Annotated in this window: 16 protein-coding genes; 9 read left to right on the top strand and 7 right to left on the bottom strand. The window is 70.0% G+C overall.

Annotation, left to right across the window (positions count from 1 at the left end):
• Positions 1–64 precede the first annotated feature (64 nt).
• The gene (locus RN901_RS06880) at positions 65–1741 is read left to right on the top strand and encodes an amidase (protein WP_310757308.1); all 1677 of its coding nucleotides are present in this window, start codon (positions 65–67) and stop codon (positions 1739–1741) included.
• Positions 1742–1751: 10 nt separating this feature from the next.
• On the top strand, positions 1752–2801 hold the full coding sequence (locus tag RN901_RS06885) for a deoxyhypusine synthase family protein (protein WP_310757309.1): 1050 nt from the start codon (positions 1752–1754) through the stop codon (positions 2799–2801).
• A 45-nt stretch (positions 2802–2846) separates the two neighbouring features.
• On the opposite strand, the gene surE is transcribed toward RN901_RS06885, so the two are convergent.
• Positions 2847–3782: a 5'/3'-nucleotidase SurE gene (surE, locus tag RN901_RS06890; RefSeq protein WP_310757311.1), complete on the bottom strand. Its 936-nt coding sequence runs from the start codon at positions 3780–3782 to the stop codon at positions 2847–2849.
• 137 nt (positions 3783–3919) lie between these two features.
• Between surE and RN901_RS06895 the strand changes: the two genes are divergently transcribed.
• Positions 3920–4363: a hypothetical protein gene (locus RN901_RS06895; RefSeq protein ID WP_310757313.1), complete on the top strand. Its 444-nt coding sequence runs from the start codon at positions 3920–3922 to the stop codon at positions 4361–4363.
• 34 nt (positions 4364–4397) lie between these two features.
• On the opposite strand, the gene RN901_RS06900 is transcribed toward RN901_RS06895, so the two are convergent.
• Positions 4398–6251, bottom strand: a complete 1854-nt coding sequence (locus tag RN901_RS06900) for a ferrous iron transporter B (protein WP_310757314.1) — start codon at positions 6249–6251, stop codon at positions 4398–4400.
• Between the two features lie 186 nt (positions 6252–6437).
• On the opposite strand from RN901_RS06900, the gene RN901_RS06905 reads away from it, so the two are divergent.
• A complete protein-coding gene (locus tag RN901_RS06905) occupies positions 6438–6689 on the top strand; it encodes a FeoA family protein (RefSeq protein WP_310757324.1) in 252 nt (83 codons plus the stop codon).
• 45 nt (positions 6690–6734) lie between these two features.
• Here RN901_RS06905 and RN901_RS06910 read toward each other — a convergent pair whose 3' ends face one another.
• Positions 6735–7205, bottom strand: a complete 471-nt coding sequence (locus RN901_RS06910; RefSeq protein WP_310757326.1) for a DinB family protein — start codon at positions 7203–7205, stop codon at positions 6735–6737.
• 116 nt (positions 7206–7321) lie between these two features.
• Between RN901_RS06910 and RN901_RS06915 the strand changes: the two genes are divergently transcribed.
• On the top strand, positions 7322–8644 hold the full coding sequence (locus RN901_RS06915) for an FAD-dependent oxidoreductase (RefSeq protein WP_310757328.1): 1323 nt from the start codon (positions 7322–7324) through the stop codon (positions 8642–8644).
• Positions 8641–9084 (top strand): hypothetical protein, encoded by a 444-nt coding sequence (locus RN901_RS06920; RefSeq protein WP_310757330.1) that lies wholly within the window; start codon positions 8641–8643, stop codon positions 9082–9084. Before RN901_RS06915 ends, RN901_RS06920 begins: the two co-directional genes overlap by 4 nt.
• Here RN901_RS06920 and RN901_RS06925 read toward each other — a convergent pair.
• A complete protein-coding gene (locus RN901_RS06925) occupies positions 9081–10418 on the bottom strand; it encodes a hypothetical protein (RefSeq protein WP_310757331.1) in 1338 nt (445 codons plus the stop codon). The two genes, RN901_RS06920 and RN901_RS06925, sit on opposite strands and share 4 nt — an antisense overlap.
• Before the next feature lie 105 nt (positions 10419–10523).
• Here RN901_RS06925 and RN901_RS06930 point away from each other — a divergent pair, with 105 nt between their 5' ends.
• On the top strand, positions 10524–11957 hold the full coding sequence (locus RN901_RS06930; protein WP_310757333.1) for an MBL fold metallo-hydrolase: 1434 nt from the start codon (positions 10524–10526) through the stop codon (positions 11955–11957).
• A gap of 53 nt (positions 11958–12010) precedes the next feature.
• Positions 12011–12424 (top strand): SRPBCC family protein, encoded by a 414-nt coding sequence (locus tag RN901_RS06935; protein ID WP_310757335.1) that lies wholly within the window; start codon positions 12011–12013, stop codon positions 12422–12424.
• Between the two features lie 13 nt (positions 12425–12437).
• Here RN901_RS06935 and RN901_RS06940 read toward each other — a convergent pair whose 3' ends face one another.
• From RN901_RS06940 to RN901_RS06950, 3 genes are read right to left on the bottom strand one after another with little or no spacing between them, the layout of a single operon-like run.
• Positions 12438–13694: a hypothetical protein gene (locus RN901_RS06940; protein ID WP_310757337.1), complete on the bottom strand. Its 1257-nt coding sequence runs from the start codon at positions 13692–13694 to the stop codon at positions 12438–12440.
• Positions 13691–15742 (bottom strand): M56 family metallopeptidase, encoded by a 2052-nt coding sequence (locus RN901_RS06945; RefSeq protein WP_310757339.1) that lies wholly within the window; start codon positions 15740–15742, stop codon positions 13691–13693. Before RN901_RS06945 ends, RN901_RS06940 begins: the two co-directional genes overlap by 4 nt.
• A complete protein-coding gene (locus RN901_RS06950) occupies positions 15739–16122 on the bottom strand; it encodes a BlaI/MecI/CopY family transcriptional regulator (RefSeq protein WP_310757341.1) in 384 nt (127 codons plus the stop codon). Before RN901_RS06950 ends, RN901_RS06945 begins: the two co-directional genes overlap by 4 nt.
• Positions 16123–16317: 195 nt before the next feature.
• On the opposite strand from RN901_RS06950, the gene RN901_RS06955 reads away from it, so the two are divergent.
• The gene (locus tag RN901_RS06955; RefSeq protein ID WP_310757343.1) at positions 16318–18771 is read left to right on the top strand and encodes a prolyl oligopeptidase family serine peptidase; all 2454 of its coding nucleotides are present in this window, start codon (positions 16318–16320) and stop codon (positions 18769–18771) included.
• Positions 18772–18803 lie beyond the last annotated feature (32 nt).

Genomic DNA, 18803 nt, shown 5'->3' on the forward strand with positions numbered 1-18803 from the left:
ATCGCGGAGCCGGGCCGGGCGTTTCCGCGGCGCGGCGGAGCCTCGAGACCGGAAGGAAGGAACCATGTCCGAGATGGATCGGCGCACTTTCCTGCAGGCCGGCGCGGCGGCCGGCGCCTTGCTCTCCTTCGGCGGCTGCGCGCCCCGGGACGACGCCCCCGGCTCCGGGTCCGGAGGGTCGGGGGATGAGACCTCGGCGGCCGACATCCCGGACTTCGCGCTCGAGGAGATCACGATCGACGAGGTCCACGCGGGGATGCGGTCGGGTGAATACACCTGCCGGTTGATCACGGAGATGTACCTCGAGCGGATCGAGGCGCTGAACCGGCAAGGGCCGCGGCTGTTCGCGGTGCTCGAGACGAATCCGGACGCACTCGAGATCGCCGACGAACTCGACCGCGAGTTCCAGGCCTCGGGCCCCAGGGGGCCGCTGCACGGGATCCCGCTGCTGCTCAAGGACAACGTCGATACCGCGGACGGGATGACGACGACGGCCGGGTCGACGGCGCTCCTCGGGTCCATCGCGCCGCAGGATTCGTTCGTGGCGGCGGGGCTGCGCTCGGCCGGGGCGCTGCTGCTCGGCAAGGCGAACATGAGCGAGTGGGCGGGCTGGAAGTCGTTCGAGTTCGGGGCCTCGGGCTGGAGCGGCCGCGGGTGGGACGGCGGCCGGGGCGGCTTCTGCAGGAACCCCTACGCGCTCGACCGCACGCCGGGCGGGTCGAGTTCCGGGTCCGGATCGGCGGCCGCGGCCAACCTCGCGGTCGCGACGATCGGCTCCGAGACCGATGGCTCGATCGTCGGCCCGTCGTCGCGCAACTGCCTCGTCGGAATCAAGCCCACGATCGGCCTCCACAGCCGGGGCGGGGTCATCCCCATCGCCCACAGCCAGGACAGCACCGGCCCCATGGCCCGCACCGTGCGCGACGCCGCGATCATGCTCGGCACCATGGTCGGCGTCGACCCCCGCGACCCGCTGACCGCCGCGAGCGCGGGCAACTTCCTGACCGACTACACCGGCGCGCTCGACCCGGCCGGCCTCGAGGGCGCCCGCGTCGGCGTCCTGCGCGAGTACGCCGGCTTCGACAGCCGCGTCGACGCCCTGTTCGAGGAGGCCCTCGACGTCATGCGGGCGGAGGGCGCGACCGTCGTCGACCCCGTCACGCTCCCGGAGGAACTCCGGTTCGGCAACGAGTACGAGATGGAGGTGCTGTACCACGAGTTCAAGGCGGATCTCAACGCGTATCTCGCGTCGCTGGGGCCGGACGCCCCGATCAAGTCGCTGGCCGAACTCATCGAGTACAACGAGGCGAACCACGACCTCGAACTCGCCCTCTACGGGCAGGAACTGCACGTGCGCTCGCAGGAACGCGGGCCGCTCACCGACCAGCGGTACCTCGACGCGCTGGCGACGAGCCATCGGCTCTCCCGCGACGAAGGGATCGACCGCGCGATGGATGAGCACGGGCTGGACGCGCTCGTCGGGATCACGGCGGGGATCCCCGCCATGCAGGATCCGCTCGATGCCTCCGGCGGGGGCGGGGGCGGGTGCTCCACGCCGCCGGCCATGGCCGCCTACCCCAACATGTCCGTCCCCATGGGGTTCATCCGGGGACTCCCGGTGGGGATGTCGCTCTGCGGCCGCGCGTGGAGCGAGATGACGCTCATCCGTCTCGCGTACGCCTTCGAGCAGGCGACGAACGTCCGCCGGCCCCCGACGTTCCAGGCGACGGTCCGGGTCTGAGCGCAGCCGGGTGACGCTCACCGACTTCATCGACCGTCACTACCGCCACTTCAACGCCGCGGCGCTGCGGGCGGCCGCCGAGGCCTGGCGCGACCTGATCGACGGCGGAGGACAGATGCTCCTCACGCTGGCCGGCGCCATGAGCACGGCCGAACTCGGCCTCTCCCTGGCGGAGATGATCCGGGCCGGGAAGGTGCACGCGATTTGCGCCACCGGCGCGAACCTCGAGGAGGACCTGTTCAACCTCGTAGCGCACGACCACTACCGGCGCATCCCCGACTGGCGCGCGCTCACGGCCGAGCAGGAGAAGGACCTCGAGCGGCGCGGGCTGAACCGCGTGACCGACACCTGCATCCCCGAGGCCGAGGCGTTTCGCGCCGTCGAGGCGCCGCTGCGCGAGCTGTGGCGGTCGGTCGACGCCGCGGGCGAGTGCCGACTCGCGCACGAGTACCTCTATCAGTTGATCCGGGACCGCACCCTCGCGGACCGCTACCAGATCGATCCGGCCGATTCCTGGCTCGTGGCAGCCGCGGAGGCCGATCTGCCCCTGTTCGTGCCCGGCTGGGAAGATTCCACGCTGGGCAACGTCCTCGTCGCGGAACAGCTCGGCGGCGGACTGGGCCGTCCGGGACCCGTCCTCGGAGGCACAGAGTACATGGCGGCGCTCGCCGAGTGGTACGCGCGCACGAGCACCGGCCGAACGCTGGCGGAGGCGCCCGAGATCGACGTCGACCCGGACGCGGCGCCGAGGCCGGCGGACACCGGCGCCGACCGGGACGCGAAGCCCGTCGGCCTGTTCCAGATCGGTGGCGGGATCGCCGGCGACTTCCCCATCTGCGTCGTCCCCATGATCCGGCAGGATCTGCGGCGCTGGTGTCCCTACTGGGCGTACTTCTGTCAGATCAGCGACTCCACCACGAGCTACGGGTCGTACTCCGGCGCCGTCCCCAACGAGAAGATCACCTGGGGCAAGCTGGACGTGGACACGCCGAAGTTCGTCATCGAGTCCGACGCGACGATCGTCGCCCCGCTCGTGTTCGGCTACGTCCTCGGCTGGTAGGCCGGGCGCCGCGTCGGGGCGGTCGGTCCCGGGACCGGCGCCCGCCTATCTCCCGTCTTCCCCGTCCTCGAGGAGCGCCTCGAGGTCCCACCCCTCCAGGGCATCGACGGTGGGTCGGTCCGTCCAGTCGAAGCGGAGCGGGGTGATCGTGATAAACCCTTCGCCGTACGCTTCGGAATCGCTCCCGGCCGGATAGGGATCCGGTCTCTCGAAACGGGGTCGGAAGAGGCGCACGCCCTCGTCCGCCGAGGCTTCTTCGGCGCCGTCCCCTGTCACTTCCTCGTACTCGACCTTGATGTACTGGCCGCCCATGGCGCGTGCCGCGATGCCGCTCGCGTCCTCGGCCGTGCCCACCGGGAAGTTGATGGAGTACACGACGCCGGCTTCCACGCCACGGCGGCGGAGTTCGGCGGCGAAGCGCGCGACGGTGCGGGCCGCGTACCCGAACCCGCCGGAGGGGTTGCCCAGCGAGGCGGCCACCGCGGGCATCCCGAGGTAGGCGCCCATCATCGCGCCACCCACCGTGCCGGACATGTGGGACACTTCGCCGACGTTCGCACCACGGTTGATCCCGCTCACGACCAGGTCAAAGCCGGATTCGGGTGCGAGCGCGTCCGCGGCGAAAAGGACCGCGCCGGCCGGCGTGGCGTCGACGCAGTGTCCTTCCGGGAACGTGCGAAGGCGGACCTCCTGGCCGAGCAGGATCGACATGCTGCTGCCGCTACGCTCGCCACACGGCGCGACGACCGTCACCTCGCCGACCTCGCGGAGCGCCGCCGCGAGATCCTGAATGCCGGGCGACTCGATGCCGTCATCGTTGGTCAGGAGGATGTGGTAGGGAGACGTATCGCCGGGAGTTTCCAGTGCTTCGCCCGCAGGTTCCGCGCCGCAGCCGAGAGCACCGCACGCGGCAACCACGACGAAAGCGCCGGCGATGCCCCTGGCCGGTCCAGGCAGTACTACGGCGTTTCTGGCGAGCATCGGCCGTCCCTCCCTGTTTCTGTTCCCGGTTCCGTTGTTCCGATACTGCGGGATGGATAGTCTCGCACGGTAGGAGACGGGGAAACCCGCAGCCTGTCGGCCCGACGGGTCCGGGCGCGAGCCGGGAGAGGAGCAACGTGAAGACGGTCCTGAAGCTGGCGGCGCTCGTCGTGCTGCTGAACGTCGTGCGCTACACCGTGGGCGGGTTCATCGAGGGATTCACGATCATGGAGCCGATGCACAGGCCCCTGCCGCTCTTCCCCGAGGCGTTCGATCAGGACTTCACATCCACCGACTTCATGATCTCGCTGGGCTACAACTACGCGATGTGGTTCGTGGCGGGGGTCGTCTTCCACCTTCTGAACCCCGTGCTCCGAGGTTCGATCTGGGTCCGCAGCCTGAAGAGCTACCTGCTGATGGCGGCGTTCTTCTGCGCTCTCGCCGCCGTCTACATGAACCACTATGTGGCGGGGATCCGGCCGTTCTACTACTGGAGCATGGTGGACGCGCTCATCGTCTTCACCGTCGTGGCGCTCGCCAACGCGCTGCTCTACCCCCGGTTCTTCCGCGACCCGGCCTAGCGACCCGACCTGGCGACCCGCCGGACCCGCGGCTTCAGAGCAACTGGTTCGCGGTCAGCGCCCCGGCGTAGGCCAGCACGAGCATGTAGCCGAACTGGGCCAGGGGCCATTTCCAGCCCGCCGTCTCCCTCCGCATCATCGCGACCGTGGACATGCACTGAAGCGCGAACACGAAGAAGACGAGCAGGGCGACCGCCGCCCCGAAGTCCAGATCCCGCTGCAGGGCGGCCCGCAGTTCGAGGGACGTCTCGTCGCCGTCCTCGATTCCGTAGATGGTGCCGAGCGTGCCGACGATGACCTCGCGCGCCGCGAGCGACGAGACGAGACCCACCCCGATCCTCCAGTCGAACCCGAGCGGTTCGATCGCCGGTTCGATCACCTGCCCCATCTGTCCGAGCGCGCTCTCCTCGACCGGCGGCGGGGCGCCGTCGACCCGGGGGAACTGGGCCAGAACCCAGAGGACGACGGTCACGGCGAGGATGATCTTCCCCACCCTCCGGAGGAAGATCTTGCTCCGGTCGAGGAGGCGGAGGGCAAGCGTCCGCAGCGCCGGAATCCGGTACGGCGGCAGTTCCATCACGAACCCGGCGGGCTTGCCCCGCAAAAACGTGCGCCGGAGCAGAAAGGCGGTGCCGATGGCCGCGGCGAGGCCCAGCGCGTAGAGGCCGAGCATCGTCGCCGCCCGCGTCCCGACGAACGGCCCCAGGAGCGGACGCTCCGGGATGAACGCCGCGATGAGGAGGGCATAGACGGGCAGCCGCGCCGAGCAGGTCATGAACGGGGCGATGAACATGGTCGCCGTCCGGTCGCGCTCGTTTTCCACGGTGCGCGAGGAGAGGATCGCCGGGACCGCGCACGCGTAGGCCGAGAGGAGCGGCAGGAACGCCCGTCCCTGCAGCCCGACCTTCAGCATCGTGCGGTCGGCGATCACGGCCGCCCGCGCCATGTAGCCGGAGTCCTCCAGGATCCCCAGGAAGAGGAAGAGGATGAGGATCTGGGGGAGGAAGACGAGGACGGAGCCGACGCCCGCCCACACGCCGTCGATGAGAAGGTCCCGGAACCAGCTCGCCGGCAGCCGCGCCGCCAGCCATTCGCCGGAGGAGGCGATGCCGAGTTCGACCCCGTCCATGATCGGCGTGGCCCACGTGAAGATGGCCTGGAACACGAGGGCGGCGAGGACGAGAAACACGGCCGGACCCGCGATCCGGTGCAGGAAGAGGGCGTCGAGACGCTGCGTCAGCTTCGGCGGGCCGGCGGACCGGTACCCGGCGGAGGCGAGCGCGTTCTGGACCACGTCGCGGCGGCGGGAGAGCGCGTCCATCGTCGGCAGCCCGGCTCGTTCGGCCCCGGAACCCGACCGCGGCTTCGCACCGGTCGCGGGCGTCGCCGCGTGCATGGCCACCCGGTCGAGGAAGTCGGCGACCGCTTCAACGCCCCGCCCCGTGCGGGCGTCCGTCCGGACCACTTCCACGCCGAACGCGGCGGCGAGCGCCTCGTCGTCCAGCGTGCCGTCCCCCGCCTCGAGTTCGTCCGCCATGTTGAGGACAAGGAGCGTGGGGCGCTCCCGTTCGAGCACGGGACCCACGAGCATGAGCTGCGTCTCGAGCCGGACCGCGTCGACGATGAGCACGATGGCCTCGGGTGCCCGCAGCCCTTCGATCCGGCCTTCCAGCACGTCGCGCGTGACGCGCTCATCGGGAGAACGGGCCGAGAAACCGCTTACGCCCGGCAGGTCGACGATGTCCAGGTCGAGGCCCGAGGCGAAGCGCACCCGGCCCACGTGCTTCTCTACCGTGACGCCCGGGTAGTTCGCGACCCTCTGCCGCAGCCCGGTCAGACGGTTGAAGAGCGTCGTCTTTCCCGAGTTGGGCGGACCGATGAGAGCCACGACGGGCGGCCCGGAAGCGGGCGCATCCGTACCGGCTCCGTGGTCGGCGCGCGCTGGGGTCGCGACTGGGTGCATGGTGGGAAACTACCGATAACGATTATCGTTAGTTGAGACTGGTTCTCAACCGAGGAAGACGCTAGTATGTTGCGCTCCGACCGTCAAACCAACGTGAGGGACAATCCCGGCTTGAAGAACGGACGATCGAACGGTTCCCGGACGTCGCTGATGGACGTGCCGCTGCGGCAAGCGGTCGAACTCGAGCGCATCGACGCACCGAACGACGAAGTCGAGCCGTTGCTCGAACGCGGCATCCTGCCCGGCTGCACGCTGCGCCGCGTTCGCAATTCCCCCACGGGAGACCCGATCATCTCCGTCGAGGGCACCCTCCTCGCGCTGCGCCGCGAATCCGCCGCGCAGATCTTCGTGCGCGAAATCTAGGAGCTTCGCGGCTCCCGCCCCGTCCGGACCCCCGCACGCGACACTCTAGGCATACGGCATCACCGGCACCTTGCCGAGCAGACGCGCGTAGACCGTGAGCGCGCCCCGGTGGTGCGCCGTGTGATCCACGATCCCGTTCACGACCGCCGCTCGCGGCTGGCCTTCCATGATCCGCGGATCTTCGATCGGCGCGTGGAGATCCTCGTCCGACTGGGATCCGATGACCTCGATCGCCCGGCCGTAGGCCCGGTCGACCCAGGCGATCGCCTCGGCCACCGAAGTGACGGCCCGCGCCTCCTCGAGATGTCCTTCGAAGTCCATGTTCCAGCCGTCGCCGAACGCGCCGTCGACGAACCAGTCGACCGTACCGGCGGCGTGCGCCACGTGGCCGGCCACGGTGAAGACGTCCGGGTTGGGCCCGAAACCCGAATCCTCCTCCGTGAATGTCTCCAGCGTCTTCTTGAACAGGCTTCTGGACATGGAAAGCTGGGCGGCGAGACCTTCGGCGTAGGACATGGATGCTCCGTGGGGCTTGATGTTCGGTGTTTATTCGGATTGCCGGATCATGTGCCCCGACCGGAGCGTTGTCAAGCGTGAACAACCATGCCCGCCGCGACGGCGGCGCGAGACCGATGACGGCCAACACCGACAAGACAACGCTCAGCCGCCGGGACTTTCTCGCCCGCGGCAGTGGCGCCCTGGTCTCTCTCTCCCTGGGCGCTGGCTGCTCGGGCGGCGGCATGGGTCCGGACGTCAGTGTGCCGCCACCGCCCTCGCCCGGAGATCGGGTCGACGTGATCGTGGTGGGCGCCGGTCTTGCCGGGCTGGTCGCCGCATACGAGTTGGCCCGGGCGGGGCACGATGTCCGGGTTCTGGAGGCAAGAAACGCAGCGGGGGGTCGGGTACAGACACTTCGCGAGCCCTTCAACGACGGACTCATCGCCGAATCCGGCCCGGCCCGCATCCCGCCGGACCACGATCGAACGCTCGGCTACATCGATCACTTCGGGATCGAGACCTCTCCCTTCTATACGCAGGACGGTGAGTACCTCATCGTTCCCGAGCGGGGAGACCGCTACCGGGAGACGCCGGACGTGTTCCTCGGTGGGGGGCGGGACACGTGGCTGAAGATTCCGACGGGGACCGACGCCTTGCCGATCGCCTTTGCCGAAGCGCTCGGAGACCGGGTGCGGTACGGCTCGCCGGTGACGAGGGTGGTCCGGGACGAGGCCGGCGTCGTGGCCTCTTACGGAACCGGCGACGCGGCGGGGGAACTGAGGGGCGGCCACCTCATCTGTACCGTCCCCCTCCCCGTCATCGACAAGATCGTGTTCGACCCCATCCTCTCGGCAGCGAAGCGAGCGGCCTTCGAAGCCACTTCCTACCAGGACGTCACCCGGGTCTACGTCCAGTACGCGGAACGGAACTGGGAGGAGGACGGCCTGAACGGATGGGGGTTGTCGTTCGTGGGGGGGTTCTCGGAAATGTGGCATCCGACCTGGAATCAGCCGGGACCGCGCGGAGTCCTGATGTCCTACATGTACGGAGCCATGGCGCGCACGGTCGCGGCGATGGAGCCCGGCGCCATCGTACCCGATTTCATCGATCGCTTTGATGGCTTGTTCCCTGGCTCCCGCGAGGTCGCGGAGCGCGGAACCCACTTCGCGTGGGAGCACCAGCCCTGGATCGGGGCCGCCTACACCCGGAACGATCCCCCGTTCGCCGAGCACCCGGAACTGGCATCGCCCGAGGGCCCCATTCACTTCGCTGGCGAGCACGCCTCGGTGGAGCGGGGGTGGATGCAGGGAGCCCTCCAGTCGGGCCTCCGAGCTGCTTCGGAGATCGATGCGACCGTGACGGGGGAGCGCGCCCGCACGACCGTGGCGATCTCGCGGCGGCGGATGGCGCACCGCGTCACGGGCGCCCTCCATACTCCGGAATGGCTGGCACCATGAACCGCGGAAACACTCCGGTCGGCGTGGGAGGCTGGCTCCTGGTTTATCTCTGTGGTTCCATCCCCTTCCTGCTCGTCCATTCGGCAGGCCTGTCGGGGTGGTTTCTCGACTATGCCATCTGGCTGCTCGTCGCGATCTTCCTTCTCCTCGCGTCCCCCCTCGCTCTCATCCTGCTGAAGTCGCCGCGAGCCCCGCGGTGGAACGTCGTCGCGCTGTGGGTCGTCGCCCTCGTGATCACGCTGCGCGCGGCCGCCGTCCCCTTCAATCTGGAGCCCGAAGGGGCGGCGCAGAGGAGGAGCCCCGAGGAATGGGTGGCCGCAATCGCGATCCTCGCGGCGATCGTCGTCGGGTCTCTGGCGTGGGCGACAGTCTGGACGGCCTACTTCCGGCGATCGCTCCGCGTGCGGAACACGTTCCCTCCGCCGGCAGCGGATACCTAGGGTCGCCGAGGTCGCGCGGATTCGAGGCGGATCGCGGGCGGGAGCCGCCACACGGTGATGACGGGGACGTCGAACTCGTCCGTGTCGATGAAGGCGACGAAGCCGTCCGGGCCGAAGGCGTCCGGCATGTCGGGCAGCGCGGCGGTGCCCGTCTCGAGCGTGCCGAGGTAGCGGCCGTCCGGAGCGATCACGTCGATGGGGCCCGGTTCGTCCGAGCCGGGCTCCGTGCTCCGCTGGACCCACAGCGCGCCGTCCCAGGTCGCGCGCAGGGCCGCGATGACCGGCACTTCCGGGAAGAACTGCATGTCCTCGACCGCCTCCAGCCGCAGCGACCTCATGTTGTCGATGAGCTCGAGCACCGCGGCGGGCGGTGCGTTCCCGCGCTGGGTGATCGTGCGATTGCTCTCGGCCTCGAGCCGCCGTTCGCGCTCCTCCCGCTCCATCTCCTCCGTCACGGCCAGCGGCCGGATGGGCCGGCGCAGGATGCGCGAGACCGCGCCCGACGGATCGGTGAGCTTGACGGCCCAGGCCGACGAGTCGGAGAAGGCGACACCCCCCGATGGCAGCGCGTCGAACAGGAGGTCCGGTTCAAACCCCCATTCGTCGCGGATCATGTCTTCGAGGTCGCCGCTCCGCGGGCCATCGTCCTCGACCGGCGCCCAGGCCTCCGCGAGCACGCGATCCTCGACGTCCTCCGAGGACATGTCGACGCGCTGGATCGTGCGTCCGCTGCGGCCGATCAGGGTGCGCGCGCCCGTCCGCTCTGGTCGCAGGTTCGGGCGGCGCGCCATGGCGAACCCCATGCCCCCGCCACCCTCCCTCACCATGCGCTCGAACTCGCCGGCGGGGCTGAAGACGTGGTATCCCGCGTGCATCATGTCCTCGACCAGGATCTGACCGTCCTCCCACACCACGAGTTGCGTCGCCGCGCGGAACTCGCCCGGGCCGTCGCCGGCGCGGCCGAAGCTGTTCACGAATCCCCCCGCCGCGTCGACCACGACGACGCGCACGTTGGACTCCATCCGGGTCCCGTCCAGGAGGTAGAGATTGCCTTCACCGTCGAAGGCGATCCCGGAGATCGACGTGAACTCCTCCCACTCGGCCGCGGCGGCGGATCCGATGGCGTACACCAGTTCGAGGTCCGGCGAGACGGAACGATCCTCGCCGGGAAGGTCGACCATCTCCTGGGCGTGCAGGCCGGCCCCTCCGAGCGCGACCCCGAGCACCGCCACCCACCCGGCGGCGAACCCCGTCGCGGCCCCCGCGGCGAACTGCGGTCCACGGCTGGCGTTCCGTCGTGACGTCCGCCTCATCCTGGCAGCCCCCTGCAGCATCTTGGCAGCCTCCCGTCGCGGCTTAGGTTTGTTCGAGTGTGGGTGCGGCGCCCGGTCCGATCTCAACCGGGCGATTCCGCGCCAGCTACTATGGAGGTAGTAGATATGATTCGCAAGCGCTCTTCCAGCCTGGTCTCCGGCCCATCGATCCCTCTGATCTCTCGCATCCCCCTGCTCTCGCTCGTCGCGCTCGGCGCTTCACTTTCGTGGGTCGCCTGCGGAGGGGGAGATGGGCCGTCCGACGAACCCGCCGGGGGCGCCGCGGCCGCCGACGCGCCGCCGCAGTTCGAGACGACCGAGGTCGCCGAGGGGGTCTACCAGTTCCGCTGGATCGGACACAACGCCCTGTTCGCCGTGACCTCGGAGGGCGTCTTCGCCTTCGATCCGATCTCGGTCGAGGCGGCCGCCACCTATGCGGAGGAGATCCGCCGGGTCGCGCCGGGGGCCGAACTCGCGGCCATCGTCTACAGCCACAACCACGCGGACCACGCGACGGGCGCCGAGGTGCTGCGCGAGGCGTTCGGAGCCGACGTCCCCATCTACGCGCACCGAAACGCGGACGCGCCGCTCAGGGAGGCCGCGAACCCCGACCTTCCCCCGCCCACGACCACCTTCGATGAGACGATGACGCTCGCGGGCGGCGAGATCGAACTCCACTACCTGGGCCGCAGCCACAGCGACGATATCGCCGTGGGCTTCCTGCCGGCGCACAACCTCGCCTTCGCGGTGGATTTCGTGTCGCGCGACCGGTTCGGGTACCAGGATCTCGGCAGCTTCCACTTCCCCGACATGTTCGACGCGATCGAGGGCCTGCTCGAGATCCCCTTCGAGACGATCGTGTTCGGGCACGGGCCGCCGGGCGACCGGGCCGCCATCGAGCGGCAACTCACCTACTACCGGGATCTGGACGCGGCCGTGCGGGCCGCCGTGGAGGCGGGGCTGAGCGAGGACGAGACGGCCGAAACCGTCCTCATGGAGGACTACAGCCACTGGGACCGCTACGACGACTGGCGCGAACTCAACGTCCGCGGAATGCACCGCAAGCTCTCCGCCGCCGGCGCGGGCGAGGAAGAGGGCGAGCACGAGGAGGGTGGCGAGCACGACGGCGAGGGAGAGCACGGCGAGGGCCGTGAGGGAAGCGGCGAACACGACCGCGTGGGTCGCGAAGGCCGGGGCGAACACAACGGCGAGAATGGCGAGCACGGAGGCGAAGGCGGGCACGGCGAGGGCGACGAAGGCGAGGAGTCGGGCGAATACCTGGCGCGAGACGAGACGTGGGACGCGATCCGACGCGGCGCGCGGCTCGTGCTCTCCTACGATGCGGGCCAGGACATCTTCGCGGGCATGGTCGAGAACACGACGGACGAGACCCTGTGCGCCGTCCGCGTCGAAGTCCACCTCTCCTCCGGCTCGGAACTCGGACCCACGCCGCGAACGAACGTGGACCCGGGCGGGACGACCGCGGTCGAGTTGGCGGCCGGCGGGGAGGCGTTCGAGCGCTGGACCGCCCACCCCGAAATGTCTCCCTGCGCAACCTAGGGGACGTTCCCGCGGGAACGTCTGGCGACCGCATCTTCGTCACTTCCCAGTGGGTGCCCAGCCCGCTTGAGCGGACCTTCGCCTTCTTTTCCGACGCCCACAACCTGGAGCGGATCACGCCGCCATTCGTGAAGTTCCGGATCGTCACTCCACCGCCGATCGAGATGCGCGTGGGAACGCGAATCGACTATCGGCTACGGCTGCACGGAATCCCCATTCGGTGGCAGAGCGAGATCACACACTGGGATCCGCCGCACGGTTTCGTCGACGAGCAGCGCCGCGGCCCGTATCGGAAGTGGGTCCACGAGCACCGCCTCCGGGAGGAGGATGGAGGCACGCGGGTGGAGGACCACGTCACGTACGCGGTCCCGGGCGGCCCGCTGATCGACCGCTGGTTCGTGCGCCCCGATCTCGAGCGCATCTTCGAGTACCGCCACAGCGCCATCTCGGAAGAGCTGGGGAGGTAGGGGATCACCGGGCTCAGCGGATCTCGGGCGGCAGGCGCCGTACAGTGATGACGGGGACGTCGAACTCATCGGTGTCGACGAAGGCGACCAGGCCGCCCGGGCCGAAAGCGCGCGGCATGCGGAGGACATCCGGCGCGAGCGTGCCGACGTAGCGGCCGTCCGGCGCGAGCACGTCGACGGGGCCCGGCTCTTCGACGCCCGGCTCAGCGCTCCGCTGGATCCACAGCGTGCCGTCCCAAGTCGTGCGGACGGCCGCGAGCACTGGCACCTCCGGATGGAACCGCATGTTCTCGACCGCTTGCCTCCGCCCCCCCATGAGGAAATCCATCGCCGCCATCGCCTCGGGCGACCGCGAGCCCGTCATGATCGGGTTTCTCGCCCGCTCGAGGCGGCGTTCGCGCTCCTCACGCCGCATGGACTCCGTGACCGGCAGCGGCCGGATGGGCCGGCGCAGGATACGCGACACCGCGCCGGAGGGATCAGTGAGCTTGATCGCGTAGGCCGACGAGTCCGAGAACGCGACCCCACCCGAGGGCAGCACGTCGAACAGCAGCCCCGGCTCGAACCCCCACTCGGGGCGCGACGCCATGGCCTCCGGGTCGTCGGCTTCGTGGTCTCGCTCCTCCAACGCTCGGGGCGCCCAGGCCTCCACCAGCGGTTGCTCCGATACCTCGTCCGATGACAGGTCGAAGCGCCGGATGGCCAGTCCCTCCTCGCCGGTCGACCTGTCCCGGGCGCCGGCGACGGCGCTCCGGACTCCGGTGCGCTCCGGGCGCATGTCGCTGCCCAGTTCCATCCCGAGCATATGCTCGAACTCGCCGCCCGGGGCGAAGACGTGATACCCCATGTGCATGATGTCCTGGACCAGCGTGCTCCCGTCGGCCCACACATACATCTGCCTCGGGGCCCGGAACTCGCCGGGACCATCGCCATCGCGTCCGAACTCGGTCGCGAGCCCGCCTGTGGGGTCCACGACAACGATGCGTGTCCGGCCCGAGAGCGGCGCCGTCTGGTCCATGAAGTGGAGGTTCCCCGAGCCATCGAACCAGAGGCTCGGGATGGACGAGAACTCCGCCCACGCGGCCTCCGGCGCGGCGGACCCGATGCGGTACACGAGTTCGAGATCGGGAGACAGCAGGCGATCCTCGGAGGGGAGATCCACGACCTCCTGCGCGACCGCCGCCTGTGCGTGAAACCCGACCGCGGCGAAGACCGCTGCCCGGGCCGCCGCGAGTCCGGCGCCGACGCGGCGGCGCGCACCGGCCGTCATCGGGTCGCCCCCTGCAGTTCGTCGAGCACATCCTGAAGCGAGTGCTCCATCTCCTCCAGCCGCTGCTCCAGATCCGGGCCCTCGGCCTGGCGTTTGATCAGTTCCGAGATCTCGAGGAGCCGGCGTTCGAGGTCGGACATCTCGACGTCCGTCATCAGACCGGCCACGCCGAAGTCGATGTCCGCGATCCGTTCCGCGATGCCCGTGAGCTGCGTGTCGAGATCGGAGCGCCGGATCGTCTCCGTGATGCGGCGGAGCCCCATCTCCCAGGCCATGAGATCCTGCACCAATTCGCGGAGCGCCTCCGCCGGCTGCGCGTCGCGCAGGGCGGACTGCAGGTTCGAGAGTTCGTCGCGGTACCCGGAGATCCGGCCGTACAGCAGGACTCCGCCTGTGGTAGAGAACCACGCGTCCTGATAGTGGTTCATGACGGTGAACATCAGGTCGCGCCATCGGCGGGCCTCCGCGTCAAAGGGTTGTTGGACGCCGTCGACGCTCCATTCGCGTGCGATGCCTTCCGGCCCGCCGGTGATCGCGAGGCGGTGCGTCCGCTCGCCCGTCGACGCGAGGAAGAGCCAGCTGTCGTCGCCCAGCGAGCGCACGGCGGTGTCCGCGTCGTTCAGCGTGACATCGCCCTCTCCACGCATGCAGAGCAGCATCCCCGCGACGCGTCTCACCATCGTGAATCCCCCATCCGTCCACTTCCAGTTCGGCGTCACCCTGCCGCCACCCCGAAAGGCGAACGACCGAATCGAATCGGGGGACGCGACGCACTCCACCTCGTGCGGGGCGCCGGATGAAGTCGTGCCGGCGGTGGGGGGCGTGGCGGCGCGAACGGCGGCGGCCCGTGCGGCGGCGAATGCGGCCTCTCGGGTGGATCGCTCGCGCGTGGCCTCGCGCCGGACCTCGGCGGCAATTGCGGCAGCCTCGGGCGTGGCCTCCGAGATGGTGGCGGCTGCTTCGCCGACCGGGACCGGGCGCGCGGCGGCGACGAATACGCCCGCGATGCCGAGGACCGCGAGCGTCAGGGCCGCGCGCACGAGGCTGGGGCGCGGACGTCGGCGCGCGAGGATGGACGTGATCCTCCGCTCGAGCTGCGAGGGGTGGACGATGGGGTGCGCCAGGGGGAGCGCCAGCGCCCTCGGACCGCGGGGAAGGCCGGCGGCCAGAAAGAGGAGGTGCCGGGCGTAGTCCGAGGGCCGGGCGCCGAGGGCGAGCACTTCTTCGTCGCAGGCCTTCTCGCTCGCGAGCCCGGCGCGGCGCGAGGCGATCCACGCGAGAGGATGGAACCAGTGCAGGGCGAGCACGACCCGCCGGATCAACTGGCGGAGCGCGTCCCGCCGCCGCACGTGGATGAGTTCGTGCGTGAGGACCACGACCCGCCGCTCCGGGCTCCACGTCGCGGCCGCAGCCGGAAGCAGGATCACCGGGCGCCATAGCCCGCCCGTCATCGGCGTCGCCACCGCCTCGCCGGACAGCAGCCGGACCTCGCGGCGGAGGCCGAGCCGTCGTTGCAGCGTCGCGGCCGCGCGCACCCATTCGGGGTCGCGCACGGGCCGGGCCGTCCGCACCAGTTTCCGGAGCCGGAGCGCCGCGAAGGCGAGCGAGGCCAGGGAGAGAACGCAGCCGACCAGCCACGCGATCCACGCGACCCGGACGACGGGGTGCCCCATAGCCGCGCTCGCGGCGCTCTTCGCCGCATCCGTACGCGCGTCCAGCCTGGCCCGTTCCGCCAGGAACAGGGCCTCCCGCATTCCGGCCACCTCCAGCGTCGCGATCAGACCAGAGGGGCCGAGGGCGGGGTCGAAGGTCGCGGAAGTGGCACCCCTGATCGTAGCCGCGGGCGACGCCCCGCCAGGGGCCGGCAGGAGCGGGATCTCCCACGAGGGACCGAAGAAGCCGAGGACGGGGAGCGCGAGGACGAGGGCGAACGTCGCCGTCCACAGCAGGTGCAGAGTCCTCGAAGCCCCCCGCCGCATGAACCACGCCAGCGCGAGCGCCAGCAGGAGCAGGAGCGTGACCTGGGCGATCAGCACGGCCGGGCTCACCGTCCCTCCTCTGCCGCTTTCTCGATCATCTCCTGGAGGCGGGCGTGCTCCGCCGGCGAGAGGCCGCCCTCGCGCAGCTCGAGCAGCGTGGCCACTGCCCCCTCCACCGAGTCGCCGAAGAAGGTCTTGAGCACGCGGCGCATGGCCGAGCGCCGGGCGCGCAGCGCCGGCATGGTGGGCGAATAGAGGTAGCGGGGACCATCGGACTCACTCACGAGGTGTCCCTTGTTCACGAGACCCCGCAGGATCGAACGCACGGCGGAGTACGTCGGAGGATCCGCCATGTGTTCCCGGATCTGCGCCGCCGTTGGATTCCCAAGTTCGTACACGAGATCCATGACCTCGCGCTCTCGCCTGCTCAGCTCCGCAAGTGGGCTCACAGCAATCATCCTCCGTCCCTGCGATATCTCCCAAACCTCCCCGAGGGGCCAAATCCCGTCCGATGAGTCAAAGCTGGCGTATGTGTGCTGAAAAATCAACACACCCCACAGACAACGGTTTCCTACCGCTGTCACGCCCGGCCCGCCAAGTCTACTATCAGCGTAACCGGACCCACCTGCGCGGGAGCTTGCACCATGTCGATCCGTCGCTTCGCCGCCCCGATCCTCGCACTCGCCACCCTGCTTGTACCGCCATCCGGCCGGCTGGCTGCGCAGGAAGCCTACCGTACGCCACCCCCGGACGTCGTCGACATCCTGGACGCCTCCCCGTTCCCCCAGGCGGTGATCAGTCCGTCCGGCGACCGGATGATCCTCGCATACAGCGAGAGCATGCCCGGGATCGAGGATCTGGCCGCGCCGATGCTGCGGCTGGCCGGACGCAGGATCAGTCCGGTCACCAACGGCATGCACGCCGCGCCGCCGTTCGTGCGTTTCTCGGTCGTCGACCTGGACGGCGGCGACACGCGCGACGTAACCGGCGCCGAGGACGGCCTGGGGCCACCGCTGTGGTCGCCTGTCGGCGACGGCTTCGCCTTCACGCGGACGACCTCGGACGGGGTCGCCCTCTGGCTGGCCGATCCGGAAACGGGCACCGCGCGAGCCCTTACGAGCCCATCGCTGAACGGCGCCCGCGGCGAACCCTGCGCCTGGATGCCCGACAGCCGTTCGCTCCTCTGCCATTTCGTTCCCGATGGCCGCGGCGTCCCGCCCACCCCGGCGGCTGTCCCCGTCGGCCCCATCACTCAGGAATCCGGCGGCGAGGCCGCCCCCTCCTGGACCTTCCAGGACCTGCTGGAAGACGCCCACGACGAGGCGCTCTTCGACTACTACCTCACGTCGCAGCCGACCCTCGTCGACGCCTCCACCGGAACCACGCAACCCATCGGCGCCCCGGCGCTCTACGACTCCCTCGACCCTTCGCCCAACGGCGAATACTACCTGTCCGTCCGCACGGTTCGCCCCTACTCGTACCTCGTGCCCGACTCCCGCTTCGCCAGGGAGGTGGAAGTCCTCGGCAGCGACGGCGCGCCCCTGCGCACGCTCACCACGCTGCCCCTGGACGAGGGCGGCCCCGAGCACCTGGGCTTCCGCCGCGCCGGTCTCCGCCAGTTCTCCTGGCGCCCCGGCGTGCCCGCCACCCTGGCCTACGTGGAAGCCCTCGACGGCGGCAACCCCGCGCTCGACGTGCCCCACCGCGACCGGGTGCTGACCCTCGCGGCGCCGTTCGACGGAGAGGGCACGGAACTCGTCCGCACCGAGCACCGCCTGGGCTCGGGCGCCTTCGGCTTCGGCTACCCGGTCCTGTGGGGCGAGGACGGCGAGACCGCCCTGGTCTACGAATTCGACTGGCCGACACGGCGGTCCCGCGCCTGGGCCGTGCAGGCTTCCACCCCCGGCGGCCAGCCGGCGCTCCTCTGGGACCGCAGCACGGACGACTGGTATGGGAATCCGGGCGACCCGGTCATGAAGCAGGACGGGGCCGGCAAGCGGGTCGTCCACATGGACGGCACGAGCATCTTTCTGGCGGGCCCGGGAGGATCTCCGGAAGGAGACCGTCCATTCCTGGACCGGCTGGATCTGGCGACCGCCGAGCGGCAGCGACTCTTCCACTCGGGCGCGGACAGCTACGAGACCGTGGTCGGCCTGGCGGACGCACGCGCCGGCCGGATCGTGGTCCGGCGCGAGACCAGCGAGGAGCCCCCGAACTACCACCTCGTCACGACGGCAAACGACGAGCGCACGGCCCTTACTTCCGTCCCGAACCCCCAGCCCCAGCTCGCGGGGATCACGAAGAGCAAGATCTACTACGAGCGCGGCGACGGCATCCCGCTATCGGGTGAGCTGCACCTGCCCGCCGACTACGAGCCCGGCCAGCGTCTCCCGGTCCTGGTCTGGGCTTACCCGCGCGAGTTCGCCGACGAGGACGGCGCGGGCCAGGTCAGGGGCTCGGCCCACCGCTTCACGACCATCTCCGGCGCTTCGCACCTCCTGCTCCTCACGCAGGGGTACGCGGTGCTCAACGACGCCGCGATGCCGATCGTGGGCGGCTTTGCGGCGAACGACACCTACGTGGAGCAGCTGGTGGCCAACGGCAAGGCCGCGGTGGACAAGCTCGTCGAGATGGGCGTGGCGGACCGCGACCGGGTCGGGATCGCCGGCCACAGCTACGGCGCCTTCATGACCGCCAACATGCTGGCGCACTCCGACGACTTCGCCGCCGGCATCGCGCGCAGTGGCGCCTTCAACCGGAGCCTCACGCCCTTCGGCTTCCAGTACGAGCGCCGCACCTTCTGGGAGGCGCCGGAGGTCTACTTCCGCATGTCGGCCTTCATGCACGCGGAGAAGATCAACGAACCGCTGCTCCTGACCCACGGCGTCATCGACAACAACTCCGGGACCTTCCCCGTCCAGTCCGAGCGCATGTACCACGCCGTGAAGGGTCTGGGAGGCACCGTCCGCCTGGTGATGCTGCCGCACGAAAGCCACGGCTACCGGGCCCGGGAATCGGTCCTGCACACCGTGTGGGAGATGTTCGACTGGATGCGCCGTCACGTGAAGGAGCGGCAGCCAGGCGAACTGGTCCCCTAATGACCTCGGCGGGCACCCGTACGCTCGGCAGG

The organism is Candidatus Palauibacter soopunensis (genome assembly GCF_947581735.1).
GTDB classification, from domain to species: Bacteria; Gemmatimonadota; Gemmatimonadetes; order Palauibacterales; family Palauibacteraceae; genus Palauibacter; species Palauibacter soopunensis.

What these genes read in the sequence shown, in the direction of transcription:
- RN901_RS06915 (WP_310757328.1), top strand. Translation starts at nt 7,322, where the DNA reads ATGACGGCCAACACCGACAAGACAACGCTCAGCCGCCGGGACTTTCTC.
- surE (WP_310757311.1), bottom strand. Translation starts at nt 3,782, where the DNA reads ATGCTCGCCAGAAACGCCGTAGTACTGCCTGGACCGGCCAGGGGCATC.
- RN901_RS06955 (WP_310757343.1), top strand. Translation starts at nt 16,318, where the DNA reads ATGTCGATCCGTCGCTTCGCCGCCCCGATCCTCGCACTCGCCACCCTG.
- RN901_RS06925 (WP_310757331.1), bottom strand. Translation starts at nt 10,418, where the DNA reads ATGCTGCAGGGGGCTGCCAGGATGAGGCGGACGTCACGACGGAACGCC.
- RN901_RS06930 (WP_310757333.1), top strand. Translation starts at nt 10,524, where the DNA reads ATGATTCGCAAGCGCTCTTCCAGCCTGGTCTCCGGCCCATCGATCCCT.
- RN901_RS06920 (WP_310757330.1), top strand. Translation starts at nt 8,641, where the DNA reads ATGAACCGCGGAAACACTCCGGTCGGCGTGGGAGGCTGGCTCCTGGTT.
- RN901_RS06880 (WP_310757308.1), top strand. Translation starts at nt 65, where the DNA reads ATGTCCGAGATGGATCGGCGCACTTTCCTGCAGGCCGGCGCGGCGGCC.
- RN901_RS06910 (WP_310757326.1), bottom strand. Translation starts at nt 7,205, where the DNA reads ATGTCCTACGCCGAAGGTCTCGCCGCCCAGCTTTCCATGTCCAGAAGC.
- RN901_RS06940 (WP_310757337.1), bottom strand. Translation starts at nt 13,694, where the DNA reads ATGACGGCCGGTGCGCGCCGCCGCGTCGGCGCCGGACTCGCGGCGGCC.